At 39.4% G+C, this 13,929-nt stretch carries 9 protein-coding genes; 8 read left to right on the top strand and 1 reads right to left on the bottom strand.

Annotation, left to right across the window (positions count from 1 at the left end):
- The first annotated feature begins 673 nt into the window (after positions 1-673).
- From glgB to GXK58_RS15625, 5 genes are read left to right on the top strand one after another with little or no spacing between them, the layout of a single operon-like run.
- The gene (gene glgB, locus GXK58_RS15645; RefSeq protein WP_160724093.1) at positions 674-2,623 is read left to right on the top strand and encodes a 1,4-alpha-glucan branching protein GlgB; all 1,950 of its coding nucleotides are present in this window, start codon (positions 674-676) and stop codon (positions 2,621-2,623) included.
- Positions 2,565-3,710: a glucose-1-phosphate adenylyltransferase gene (locus GXK58_RS15640; protein ID WP_160724092.1), complete on the top strand. Its 1,146-nt coding sequence runs from the start codon at positions 2,565-2,567 to the stop codon at positions 3,708-3,710. Before glgB ends, GXK58_RS15640 begins: the two co-directional genes overlap by 59 nt.
- 46 nt (positions 3,711-3,756) lie before the next feature.
- Positions 3,757-4,788: a sugar phosphate nucleotidyltransferase gene (locus GXK58_RS15635; protein ID WP_160724091.1), complete on the top strand. Its 1,032-nt coding sequence runs from the start codon at positions 3,757-3,759 to the stop codon at positions 4,786-4,788.
- A complete protein-coding gene (gene glgA, locus GXK58_RS15630) occupies positions 4,785-6,236 on the top strand; it encodes a glycogen synthase GlgA (RefSeq protein ID WP_160724090.1) in 1,452 nt (483 codons plus the stop codon). Before GXK58_RS15635 ends, glgA begins: the two co-directional genes overlap by 4 nt.
- On the top strand, positions 6,226-8,622 hold the full coding sequence (locus tag GXK58_RS15625; RefSeq protein WP_160724089.1) for a glycogen/starch/alpha-glucan phosphorylase: 2,397 nt from the start codon (positions 6,226-6,228) through the stop codon (positions 8,620-8,622). Before glgA ends, GXK58_RS15625 begins: the two co-directional genes overlap by 11 nt.
- 35 nt (positions 8,623-8,657) lie before the next feature.
- Here GXK58_RS15625 and GXK58_RS15620 read toward each other — a convergent pair whose 3' ends face one another.
- Complete coding sequence (locus GXK58_RS15620; protein ID WP_160724088.1) at positions 8,658-9,596, bottom strand: 1,4-dihydroxy-2-naphthoate polyprenyltransferase; 939 nt, start codon at positions 9,594-9,596, stop codon at positions 8,658-8,660.
- A 339-nt stretch (positions 9,597-9,935) separates the two neighbouring features.
- Here GXK58_RS15620 and GXK58_RS15615 point away from each other — a divergent pair, with 339 nt between their 5' ends.
- Genes GXK58_RS15615 through menH form a run of 3 tightly spaced genes read left to right on the top strand, consistent with a single transcriptional unit; the run spans position 9,936 to position 13,894 of the window.
- Complete coding sequence (locus GXK58_RS15615) at positions 9,936-11,336, top strand: isochorismate synthase (protein WP_160724087.1); 1,401 nt, start codon at positions 9,936-9,938, stop codon at positions 11,334-11,336.
- 3 nt (positions 11,337-11,339) lie between these two features.
- Complete coding sequence (gene menD, locus GXK58_RS15610) at positions 11,340-13,091, top strand: 2-succinyl-5-enolpyruvyl-6-hydroxy-3-cyclohexene-1-carboxylic-acid synthase (RefSeq protein WP_160724086.1); 1,752 nt, start codon at positions 11,340-11,342, stop codon at positions 13,089-13,091.
- The gene (gene menH, locus GXK58_RS15605; protein WP_160724085.1) at positions 13,088-13,894 is read left to right on the top strand and encodes a 2-succinyl-6-hydroxy-2,4-cyclohexadiene-1-carboxylate synthase; all 807 of its coding nucleotides are present in this window, start codon (positions 13,088-13,090) and stop codon (positions 13,892-13,894) included. Before menD ends, menH begins: the two co-directional genes overlap by 4 nt.
- Positions 13,895-13,929: the final 35 nt, after the last annotated feature.

Genomic DNA, 13,929 nt, shown 5'->3' with positions numbered 1-13,929 from the left:
TTAAGACACCGCCCTTTCACGGCGGTAACACGGGTTCGAATCCCGTAGGGGTCATAAAAAACTGATAACATCTGTTATCAGTTTTTTTTATTCATTGCTATGGATTACTTTCAATAAAATGAATTATAAAATTAAACAGTATTTTCATTTATACTTACACCATGATAAGCCAAGAAAATAGTAAATCTGAAAAAACTTCCGCAACTCTAAACTTCTCAAATTCCTTTCATCTACTCCTTTGGATTTACTCTACTTTTAGAAGATTCATCCCTGCCTAGGAAAATATTTAATTTAATGATTATATAAGCCTGGCAGTATATTTAGTGTTTCCAAAACATTTTTGTTATTTCAATATAATTAAAATAAATATAATTCTTTTTAAAGAACGTTGATAACGTTTACATTTACCGGTTTTTACTAAAAGTTTTTTGTGTGTTTTATTATTGAAAAAATAACTTTTTGACAGTAATTTTTTAAAAAAAGAAACTAGAATCATGTCGAATATTGAAGATGATTTTGATGTTTAGTGTCGAATAATAGGGGGTATTGTTACTTAGTGGCGATAAAAATCGTTTGTTGTCAGAAAAGATAAAAAAGTTTTACGAGGAATATTTATGATTTCCCTTTATAATTGGTCAATGAAATACATATTTTCAATGAGACGAGGAGAGCCATGACGGTGAATACGCTATACCCGACAGATTACCAGCTGCATTTGTTTCATGAAGGCAGCTTCTTCCAGAGTCACCAGCTTTTTGGCGCTCATATCTTTAAAGATTCCGATAAGATCTATACACGATTTTGCGTTTGGGCACCCAATGCCTTAAAGGTAAGGCTTACGGGGGATTTTAATAACTGGAATGGTGAAGGATATGAACTGCAAAAGGTAAATGACGAGGGAGTATGGATTTTGGTTATCGATCAGAATCTAGAAGATTGTATTTATAAGTACGAGATTATTACCTCTTCAGGTGAAAAGCTTTTAAAGGCTGATCCCTTTGCATTTTATTCAGAATTAAGACCGAACACCGCTTCCATTGTATATTCCTTAAAGAATTATGATTGGAAAGATGATCACTGGCTAGATCGAAAAGGAAAGAAGAATGTTTTATCGGAGCCAGCCATTATATACGAAGTTCATGCCGGTTCGTGGAAGAAAAAAGAGGACGGTACTTACTTGACCTACAAGGAACTGGCGGAGGAACTCATTCCTTATGTAATAGAACATGGATTTACCCATATAGAACTATTGCCGCTCATTGAGCACCCGCTTGATGCCTCCTGGGGCTACCAGGGAACAGGTTATTTCTCAATAACCTCCAGATACGGAACACCCGATGATTTTAGATACTTTGTGGACCAATGCCATCAGCAAGGCATAGGTGTCATTCTTGACTGGGTACCGGGACATTTTTGCAAAGATGCCCATGGACTTTATCGATTTGACGGAACACATATCTATTCATACAGTACAGATTACGATAGAGAGAATCCAGTCTGGGGGACAGCAAACTTCGATTTAGGAAAGGGCGAGGTTCAAAGTTTCCTGATATCTAATGCTTTATTTTGGATTGACAGTTTCCATATTGATGGCTTCCGGATGGATGCCGTCGCTAATATCATTTATTGGCCAGATACCACTCACGGAAAACGTGAAAACCCTTTTGGAATAAATTTCTTAAAAAAACTGAATAAAGAAGTACATGATTTCGATCCCCATTTTCTCATGATTGGGGAGGACTCTACGGAATATCCTCAAGTTACAGCGCCAGTACACTACGGCGGTTTAGGATTTGACTACAAATGGAATATGGGCTGGATGAATGACATGCTTGAATATATGGAAACACCGCCTTATTCCCGATCAAAGGTCCATTCAAAGGTAACGTTTTCACTTTTATATGCATTTACTGAAAACTTTATGCTTCCATTTTCTCATGATGAAGTTGTCCATGGGAAAAAATCATTGTTAGACAAAATGCCAGGGGAGTATTGGGAGAAATTTGCCCAGCTGAGGCTTCTGCTAGGATACATGTTTGCTCACCCAGGAAAAAAATTATTGTTCATGGGGTTTGAATTAGGCCAATTTGCGGAGTGGAAAGATAAAGAACAACTCGATTGGAACTTATTGGATTATGACATGCACCGCAATTTAAACACATATGTAAAAGTATTAACAAAACTATATAAACGCTCAAAGGCACTCTACGAATTAGACCATTTGCAGGAAGGCTTTGAGTGGATCGATGTTAACAACAGTACCCAATCTATTTTTTCCTTCATCCGAAAAGGAAAAAAGGAAGAAGATACACTGATTATCGTCTGCAATTTTACGGGTGTGGAGTATCCGGTTTATAAAATTGGCGCTCCAAAGGCAGGCGAATATCGTGAAATAATCAATAGCGATTACCAAGAGTACGGTGGATCAGGCTTGATGAACAAGAAGACGATTCTAGCATCTGAAGAGTCTTATCATGGTCAGCCATTTTCAATGGAGATAGCGATTCCCGCGTTCGGTTTTCAAATTATTAGGCCAGTTAAAAAGCGGAAGGAGAGAAAAGGTAATGGTAAAGAAAAAGTGCGTAGCCATGCTGTTAGCAGGGGGGAAAGGAAGCAGACTTAATTCGCTTACAAAAGAACTAGCGAAGCCTGCAGTACCTTTTGGGGGGAAATATCGAATCATTGACTTTACATTAAGCAATTGTGCTAATTCTGGTATTGATACTGTTGGGGTGTTAACCCAATATCAGCCGCTTTTATTAAATTCCTATATTGGTATAGGCAGTGCCTGGGACCTTGACCGCAAGGATGGAGGAGTTACGGTTCTTCCTCCATATGCTGAGTCTTCAGAGGTTAAATGGTACACGGGTACGGCGAGTGCCATTTTTCAAAATGTGAATTATTTGAAGCAATATCAACCGGAATACGTTTTAATCCTTTCCGGTGATCATATTTATAAAATGAATTATGAAAGCATGCTTGATTATCATATTGAAAAAAGAGCCGATGCTACGATTTCTTTAATAGAAGTTCCATGGGCTGAAGCAAGCCGTTTTGGCATTATGAATACGAATGAGGAAATGCGGATTACAGAGTTTGAGGAAAAGCCAAGCCAGCCAAAAAATAACCTCGCATCGATGGGGATTTACATTTTCAACTGGAGTGTCCTAAAAGAGTATTTAGAAATGGATGACCGTGACCCTAATTCCAGTCATGATTTTGGAAAAGACATTATCCCTCTTCTTTTAGACGAGCATAAAAAATTGTATGCCTACCCGTTTAAAGGCTATTGGAAGGACGTGGGTACAGTCCAAAGTTTATGGGAAGCAAATATGGATTTATTGGGTGAAGATTGCGAATTAGATTTATTTGAAAATGATTGGAGAATCTATTCAGTTAATCCAAACCAGCCGCCGCAATATATTGCTCCAGATGCTATTGTAAGGAATTCCCTTATAAATGAGGGATGCACCATTGAAGGAAATATAGATAAATCTGTGTTATTCCAAGGCGTCACAGTCGGAAAGAACACGATGATAAAAGAGTCTGTCATTATGCCTGACGCAGAGATCGGCAAGAATTGTTTAATAGAAAAAGCGATTGTTCCTGGTGAAGTGAAAATACCGGACGGGACCGTGATTCGCTCCTTTGATGACGAAATTATCCTTGTGACAGAAGAAATGTTGAACGAACTTTATCCAGCCCTATAGAAAAAATAGGTTGGTTATTTAATAGAAAAACAGGAGGGAATTTGGAGTGAAAAGAAAGCTATTAGGTGTTATTGATGCTACAACCTACCACGAAGATTTAGAGGATTTACTGGTCCATCGCTCACTCGCAGCACTGCCATTTGGAGGGCGCTACCGAATTATTGATTTTGTTCTATCCAATATGGTCAATTCAGGCATCCGCAGTGTAGCCATCTTTCCAAAAATGCAATATCGTTCCCTCATGGACCATCTGGGCTCCGGGAAAAATTGGGATTTAAATCGTAAACGAGATGGTCTGTTCTTCTTTCCATCCGCGATTGTGGATAGTGATGTTAATAAAATTGGATCGTTTGAACATTTTGCAGCCAATTTAGATTATTTTTACAGAAGCACACAGGAGTATGCCATCATCTCCAACTGTAATACCATTGTTAATATGAATTTTCGACCTATTTTAGAATGGCATAATGAGGCAAAATGCGATATAACTGAAATCCGTCACCAGGATGGACGTTCAATGGAGATGTATTTAATCAAGACATCGCAGCTGATTAAATTAATTGAAACTAGAAATGAGACAGGGTATACCTGCATGAAGGATGTAGTAACAGACCATTCTCACGACTATTCAATTTGCCACTATGAATATACCGGTTATGCCGCAATAATAGATTCGATTGACAGCTATTTCACTACCAGTATGAAATTGCTTGATCCAAATGTATGGAAGCAAGTATTCTTAAAAGATCAGCCAATTATTACAAAGGTGAAAGATGAACCACCAACAAAGTATGTACATGAGTCAGAAGTAAAAAATGCAATGATTGCAAATGGCTGTCATATTAGCGGAACGGTGGAAAACAGTATTGTTGCCCGGGGCGTAAAAATTGGCAAAGGTGCAGTCATTAAGAATTGTATTATTATGCAAAAGTGTCAGATCGAGGACAACTGTTACCTAGATTCTGTTATTTTAGATAAAGATGTAAAGGTGGAGGCCGGGACCTATTTAGAAGGTACCGCACAAAACCCTTATGTGATTCGCAAAGGAACGAAGCAAGGAGCGCTGATGAATTCGTGAAAATTTTATTTGCTGTATCGGAATGTGGCCCATTCGCAAAATCTGGGGGACTCGCTGATGTTGCCGGTTCACTTCCAAAAGAACTAAAGAGCCTTGGTACGGATGTAAGGGTAATTCTTCCGAAATATGGGACGATATCAGAACAATACAAACAAAAAATGAAGAAAGTCAAGGAGTTCACCGTTTCCGTAGGCTGGAGAAATCAATATTGTGGAATCGAAGAACTTACACACCAAGGGATTACCTATTATTTCGTTGACAATGAATACTATTTTAAGCGTGAAGGTTTATACGGCTATTTCGATGACGGAGAAAGATTTGCCTATTTAAATCGTGCGATCCTTGAAGCAATTGCTGAACTAAACTTTTACCCTGATGTGCTGCATTGTCATGACTGGCATACGGCTATGATTCCTTACCTATTAAGAACGGAGTACTACAAGCGAAAAGGTTATGGTCTGATTAAGACTGTGTTTACCATTCATAATCTTCAATTCCAAGGGATTTTCCCAAAGGATGTTCTAGGAGATTTATTAGGCTTGGATTACACATCCTTCCAATCAGGACATTTGGAATTCTTTGGTAATATAAATTTTATGAAGGGCGGCCTTGTGGCAGCAGATAAAATCACAACGGTTAGTCCTACCTACAAAGAAGAAATTCAAAGCCCGACTTATGGAGAAAAACTAGATGGACTTCTGCAGGCAAGAAATGAGGACCTCATCGGAATCTTAAATGGAATCGATGAAGAGTTTTATAATCCAGCCATTGATCCACTCATTTACCAAAATTATAAGGCGGATACCTATTCTAAAAAGTCTGTTAACAAAAGAGAGATTCAAAAGCAATTTGGTTTGCCCGAGGATGCTGCCACACCACTCTTGGTCATGATTACAAGGCTGACGAAACAAAAAGGTCTGGATTTGGTCAAGTGTGTATTCAGGGAAATTTTGCAAGAAGACGTACAAGTGATTATACTTGGAACAGGTGATTATGAGTATGAAGAGTATTTCAGGCAGACAGCCAGAATTTATCCTGATAAATTAAAGGTTCATACTGGCTTCAGTGAGGAACTGGCCCATAAGCTGTATGCTGCAGCGGATTTGTTCTTAATGCCCTCACAATTTGAACCATGCGGGCTTGGACAGCTGATTGCGATGAGATATGGGGCCATACCTATAGTTCGTGAAACTGGGGGCTTAAATGATACTGTAAAGGCATATAATGAATTTACGGACAGAGGAAATGGCTTCTCTTTCCAAAACTTTAATGCTCATGACATGCTATATACCATTCAGCGAGCGCTCTCCTTCTATCATGATAAACCAATTTGGGAATCCATTGTAAAGCAGGCTATGGAAAAGGATTATAGCTGGGCACAATCAGCATTTAGTTATAGCCAGCTCTATGCGGAGCTCGTCTCAAGGAGTGAAACACATGTTCTCTAGTAAAGAGTTATTTAAGAAAAATTTCCTGAAAAGACTCGAAATGCTATGTGGGAAGAGTTTTTCTGAAAGCACTGCACGCGATCAGTACCAAACCCTGGGAAGTATGATTCGTGAGTGGGTAAGCAATGACTGGATTGCGACCAATGAAAGATATCTTGCCGCCCAAGGGAAGCAGGTTTACTATCTCTCTATTGAATATTTATTAGGTAAGCTTCTAAGGCAGAATTTAATTAATTTAGGTGTAGAAGAGAACATACAATCAGGACTTAAGGAATTAGGGATTGACCTGGATGAACTCGAAGAACTGGAAAGTGATGCAGGATTAGGAAACGGCGGCTTAGGAAGATTAGCTGCCTGTTTCCTGGATTCACTTGCCTCGCTCAATCTGCCTGGCCATGGTCATGGCATTCGTTATAAGCATGGTTTGTTTGAACAAAAAATAGTCGACGGCTATCAGGTCGAGCTGCCTGAACAATGGCTGAGAAGCGGAAATGTTTGGGAAATTCGCAAACTAGACGGCGCTGTTAAAGTTCCATTTTGGGGGACAGTTGAATCGAAGATGGAAAAGGGACGTCTCGCTTTTCATCATCTGAATGCGGAAACTGTAACCGCAGTCCCGCATGACATGCCCGTCATTGGCTATAACACACCGACTGTTAATACATTAAGATTGTGGAATGCCGAGCCATCTCAATTTCCCATCGATGCGGATGTACTTAAATACAAGCGAGAGACAGAGTCCATTTCTGAATTCCTGTATCCGGACGACACCCATGATGAGGGGAAAATATTAAGGCTGAAACAACAGTATTTTTTAGTGTCAGCTAGTATTCAATCAATATTAAGAACCTACAGAAAACAACACACCAGCTTAAGTCAACTTCATGAACATGTTTGTATTCACATCAACGACACACACCCCGTATTGGCAATTCCAGAGCTTATGAGGATTTTAATTGACGAAGAAGAGTACGAATGGGAAGAAGCATGGAAAATAACCAAAAATACCATCTCATATACTAACCATACAACGTTATCAGAGGCCCTCGAAAAATGGCCAATTCATATTTTTCAACCACTGCTGCCAAGAATTTATATGATTGTCGAAGAAATTAATGAGCGCTTTTGCCGAGAGCTATGGGAACAAACCCCTGGTGATTGGAAAAGGATTAGTGACCTGGCGATCATTGCTGATCATTATGTAAAAATGGCCCATTTAGCGATTGTCGGAAGCTTTAGTGTAAATGGTGTTGCTAAGCTACATACTGAAATATTAAAGAAACGCGAAATGAACCAATTTTATCAGCTTTATCCGGAGAAATTTAATAATAAAACAAACGGTATTGCCTACCGGCGCTGGCTTTTAAAAGCCAATCCAAAATTATCATCCCTTATTACAGATACGATTGGCCCATCTTGGATGTCTTCAGCCGAAGAGCTATCACATTTGCTGCAATATCAAAATGATTCATCCCTTTTAGACCAGCTTTTAAAGATAAAGAATGAAAATAAACAGAGGCTTGCCGATATCATTCTTGACAAAACAGGGGTCAAAGTTGATACCGGGGCAATATTTGACGTCCAAGTTAAAAGGCTGCATGCCTACAAGCGTCAGCTTTTAAATGTTTTGCACATTATGAACCTCTACAACCGGATAAAGGAAGATCCCAGCTATCCGATTGTTCCAAGGGTGTTTATTTTTGGTGCTAAAGCTTCACCAGGTTATTATTATGCAAAGAAGATTATTAAATTAATTAATACTGTTGCTGAACAGGTCAACAATGACCCAAGGGTCGGAGATAAAATAAAGGTGATTTTCCTTGAAAATTACCGGGTTTCCTTAGCAGAAAAGATTTTCCCGGCCTCAGATGTCAGCGAACAGATTTCAACTGCCAGTAAAGAAGCCTCAGGTACCGGAAATATGAAGTTTATGATTAACGGTGCCATCACAGTGGGGACCCTGGATGGGGCAAATATTGAAATTAAAGAATTAGTCGGCCCTTCAAACATCTTTACATTCGGTTTAACTTCTGACGAAGTCCTCCATTATTACCAGCATGGCGGCTACTTTTCGCGAGAGTATTACCACCATGATTATCGAATCAGGCAGGCAGTCGATCAACTGGTAAATGGATTTTTTCCTGGTGTTAATAATGAATTTGAACCTATTTTTGATTCATTACTAGAGGAAAATGATCAATATTTTGTTCTAAAGGATTTCGCTTCTTATGCTAAAGTGCAAGAGCAAATAGGCGAAACATTTACAGACAAGAGCAAGTGGCAGAAAATGAGTTTAACCAATATTGCTCTTGCAGGTCATTTTTCAAGCGATCGCACGATTAGAGAATATGCCGATGATATTTGGGGAATTAAATCACTAAAATAAGAAAAAAACTTCTGCCAGTTTGGCAGAAGCTTTTTTTATGAGAAGAAATGGCCGATAAAAATGCCGATCGCAAGAAGAAAACCAAAAATTGTATTGGTTTGTGCTGTTGCAATCATCGCTGGTGCCATTTTAATTGGTACATTGTTCTCAATAAATCCTTTTATGGCTTTAATTGGCTTTGGAACGCTCAAAATAACAATCGCAGTCCAAAATGGTGCTATTCCGCCAATGATAAGGCCAAGAATCCATAGATAGGAAAAAGTAAACATTCCGCCTAATAAATAGATGGCTTTCTTTTTTCCCAGCAAGATGGCAACGGTTTTACGGCCATTCTCTTTATCTCCATCAAGATCACGGATGTTATTCGATAACATGATCATACCTACTAACACCATACTTGGTACAGAGATTAGAATGCTTGTACTATCTACTGTTCCAGTTTGAATAAAGAAAGATATTAAGATAATTAACATCCCCATGAAGAACCCTGAAAGAATTTCTCCAAATGGGGTGTAAGCAATGGGTACCGGACCACCGGTATAGAAATAGCCCACGGCCATACAAACAAGTCCAACCACGGCTAACCACCAGCTGCTATTTGCACAAATATAAACGCCTAATAATAAAGCAATTAAATAAAAGATAAAAGCAAGATTAATCACGGTTTTTGGCTTAATACCATCACGGACGATGGTTCCGCCAATTCCGACAGATTCATGTGTATCGAGTCCGCGTTTATAATCAAAGTATTCGTTAAACATGTTCGTTGCTGCTTGTATTAACATACTGGCAACAAGCATGGCAAGAAAAAGTCCAAAGTGAATTTTACCATTTCTAAGTGCCAGGGCGGTTCCAAGCAATACAGGAACAAAAGATGCTGTCAGTGTATGAGGACGGGTCATTTTCCACCAAACCTGAAAACCGCGGTTAGCTTCAATGGCCTGTTTGGAATGATGTTGATAATTTGGCTCCATGCAGTTCTCCCCCTATAAAGTTCTCTCTATATTCTAGATTTTATTGTTATATGGTTGTATTCCCAAACCTAAGTTTATGGAATTACATGTATAGTGTCAATTAAATTTTCTTTTCAAAACTAGAAGATAATCCCTGTTCGATTATTTCCATTTTTCCGAGGAAAACTAAAAGTATAAAATCGTTCTCGGGCCTTCTTTTATGATTTTGATATATAATAAGGAATAAAGCATGCTTGAAATGATAAGTATTATTGACTTATTTACATTGAGAGTAGTATCTTAGAATAGGCTTAAAGATGAATGGATAACAGTCATTTCGGCTGTTTTGGAGGGATTTGTTTGATTACCATTCAAGAAACAGAAATAAAAGAAAGGGGTCTCTTAGGAGTAAATCGGGCGCGAGAAATTGGCCGGCCTATTTTATTGAGTGAAGTCTATAAAATGGATACGATTAATCCTTTAGCCTTTTTTCATGCAGGAAAACACCGATACTTGGGGGAACGTTTTTTCTGGAAAGACCCAGCAAACCAAATGGTTCTAGTTGGGCTGGGAATTTCAAAGCAAATTCGGTTGGATCAGGCTGCTGACCGCTTTTTTCATGTTGAAAAAGAGTGGAAAAGCATTTTAACTGACAGTCTTATCTATAATCCGTATAAAGCAGATGGAGTAGGACCTCTAATGTTTGGAGGATTCTCATTTGATCCGTTAAAAAAGAAAACGGAACGTTGGACCAAATTTGCCGATTCGATCTTTCACATCCCCAAATTTTTATTAAGTATTGTTAATGGGGAAACCTATTTAACAACCAATTATATCTTCACACCAAATGACGATCTTACATTATATAGCAAAAGTATGGAAGAAAGAGAGCAATTCTTGCGATCATTACGTACCACCAGCCGCTCAGAATTTCCTACATTAATGAGGAAAGAAGAAATCGCGCCTGAGAAATGGAAACAAACCGTTGATCGTGTTGTGAAAGAATTAACAAGTGGGACGATGAAGAAGGTCGTCCTTGCTCGTGAGCTTAGACTTGGATTCAGTTCACAGGTCGAGCCGGAAACAGTTCTTGAAAATTTATATGAACAGCAGCCAGCAAGCTATATTTTTGCATTTGAATCACATGGAGATTGTTTTATAGGCGCTTCACCTGAACGTCTTATTAAAAAGCAAGGGTCTGAAGTTTATTCAACCTGCCTAGCAGGTTCCATTCCGAGGGGAAGTTCGGAGGAAGAAGATCAAATCTTGGGACAAACTCTTTTATCCGACCAAAAAAATTTAATCGAACACGGTTATGTGGTTGAAATGATTAAGGAAGCATTAGAACAATCATGTCTAGAAGTCATTCTGCCCGAGAAGCCTCAGTTAATGAAAATGAGGGATATTCAACATCTCTATACACCCGTGATTGGAAAGTGCGGACCAAACACATCCTTGTTATTGCTTGTCGAGAAACTCCATCCGACTCCTGCTCTTGGAGGTCTTCCCCAAACGTTAGCGGTAGAAAAAATTAGAGAAGTAGAACAACTTGATCGCGGCTTATTTGGAGGACCACTCGGATGGGTCGATTATCAGCAAAATGGTGAGTTTGCAGTGGCTATCCGTTCTGGCCTAATCCAGACGGATGAGGTTTCATTGTTTGCCGGCTGTGGGGTAGTTTCGGATTCTAAATCGGAAGAGGAGTACAATGAAACAGCTTTAAAGTTTAAGCCAATGCTGCGGGCTCTTGGAGGGAAATAAAATATGGATCATCAAGAATCATTAACTGCATATATTGCAGCCTTTGTAGCAGAACTTGTTTTAACTGGGGTAACGGATGTAGTGGTTAGTCCTGGGTCTAGGTCAACTCCGATGGCAATGGTAATGGCGGAACATCCTGATTTAAACGTCCATATTCATGTGGATGAACGTTCCGCTGCCTTTTTTGGCTTAGGAATAGCGAAGGCAACAAATAAACCCGTTGCCCTCTTGTGTACATCAGGAACGGCGGCGGCCAATTATTTTCCTGCTATTGTGGAAGCAAGATATTCTCGAGTGCCGCTCCTTGTGCTAACAGCAGACCGACCGCATGAATTAAGAGAAGTGGGTGCACCCCAGGCGATTGACCAGCTCCAATTGTATGGCCATCATGTTAAATGGTTTGCTGATATGGCTCTGCCGGAGAATAGCAGCGGGATGCTCCGCTATGCGAGAACCATTTGCGCACGTGCCGCAGCGATTGCTGCCCAGGAACCTGCAGGCCCGGTTCATTTAAACTTCCCGTTTCGTGAACCGCTTGTCCCGAAATTGGATGAAACACTCTTTGAACTCTCGGAGCGGCCAAAGGGCTATGTGAAGATTCAAAATGGAGATCTTTTAGTAAGGGACGAAGAAATTGAAGAAATAGCCGGGTTATTAAAAGGGAAAGAAAGAGGAATCATTGTATGTGGGAATATCGGCGATGAGGATTTTGCGAAAGCGGTCACAGCCCTTGCTGATAAATTAAATTATCCAATTATTGCGGACCCTTTATCTCAATTACGAAGCGGTTCACATGATTTAGAAAATATTATCGAAGCCTATGATACCTTTTTAAGAAACGAAGATGCAAAATCGTATCTTAAACCAGAAGTAGTTTTACGATTTGGGGCCATGCCTGTATCTAAAGCGTTAACCATTTTTATAAAAGATCATTCCTCTGCTGACCACTACGTCATTGACGGCGGAGGGGGCTGGCGTGATCCTTCGGCTTTATCTACGAATATGATTTTTTGTAATGAAACCATTTTCTGTCATAAATTATTGACCTATCTAGATGAAAAATCATCGTCAGTATACTTAGAGGATTGGAAAAAGGTTAATCTATTAACAAAAGAACAATTGGCTGCCATTCGTGACGTAACAGAATTAAGTGAGGGTAAGCTGTTCTATCAATTGGCTGACCTGCTGCCTGTGGAATCAACTCTTTTTGTAGGAAACAGTATGCCAATCCGGGATTTAGACAGCTTCTTCTTAAATAATAATAAATCAATTAAAGTGATGGCCAATCGGGGGGCCAATGGAATTGACGGTACCGTTTCAACAGCAATCGGTGCAGCTGTTTATTCTAAACCACTATATTTGATTTTAGGAGATTTAACTTTCTTCCATGACTTAAATGGCCTGATTGCAGCCAAACTTTACGATATAGATATTCATATTTTGCTCGTGAACAATAATGGAGGCGGAATTTTCTCCTTCCTTCCACAGTCTGAACATCCCAAACATTTTGATCGGCTGTTTGGTACCCCATTAGATATTGATTTTAAACATGCTGTTAACATGTTTAATGGCAGTTATGAAAAAATAAAAGATTGGGATCAACTCGGAACATTGTTGAAAGAGAGCAAAAATAAAAAGGGAATTCATGTCTACGAAATTAATACAAATAGAGACAGAAATCGAGATGAGCATCGTCATTTGTGGCGTTCTGTTTCCCAGGAAATATCAAATCTTGTCAATGAGGCTAATGGATGATTGCCGATATTGATAGAGTTCACTATCATTTGGAGGTTACCGGTCAGGGGTTTCCTCTATTATTACTGCATGGATTCACAGGAGATGGGTCGACTTGGTCACCCTTCTTAGAGGAATGGGGCCATCATTCAAGATTGATGATCCCGGATATTATTGGTCATGGGAAAACTGACTCTCCTAAAGAGCTAAGTTTTTACCAAATGGATACGATGGCTTACAGTTTAAAAAGTATACTTGATCAAATGGGGATTAACCAAACAGACTTACTTGGCTATTCAATGGGGGGGAGGCTGGCATTAACATTTGCACTCCTTTTTCCAAACCGAGTTAGAAAGCTAATCTTAGAAAGTACGTCTCCAGGGCTTAAAACTACGGGGGAGCGAGAACTTCGCCGTATGAATGATGCAAAGCTTGCGCAATTTATAATAGACGAAGGAATGGAATCATTTGTGGAGTATTGGGAAGAGATCCCATTGTTTCATAGCATGAAGAAACTTCCTGCTTCTGTACAAAACCAAGTTAGAGAACAACGATTGAAGAATTCACCTCAAGGGCTCTCAAACAGTTTACTAGGGATGGGTACAGGGGCACAGCCATCCTGGTGGAACCAGCTCAGCAAAGTAAATAGTGACGTTTTGCTCCTAACAGGCGGGGAAGATTTGAAGTTTTGTCAAATTGCTGCAGAGATGGCCCCCAAGTTAAGTAAAGCCAAGTGGATCGTTGTTGAAAACTGCGGCCATGCAATTCACGTGGAAGAACCAGAAAAGTTTGGTACAATAGTAAGTGACTTTTTGTCAACTTAATTAAAGGCTATGGTAAATCAATATCATGTTTATCG

This window comes from Bacillus sp. USDA818B3_A (assembly GCF_009928415.1).
Lineage (GTDB): Bacteria > Bacillota > Bacilli > Bacillales > Cytobacillaceae > Neobacillus.
This window is presented reverse-complemented; position numbering and strand designations above follow the sequence as displayed.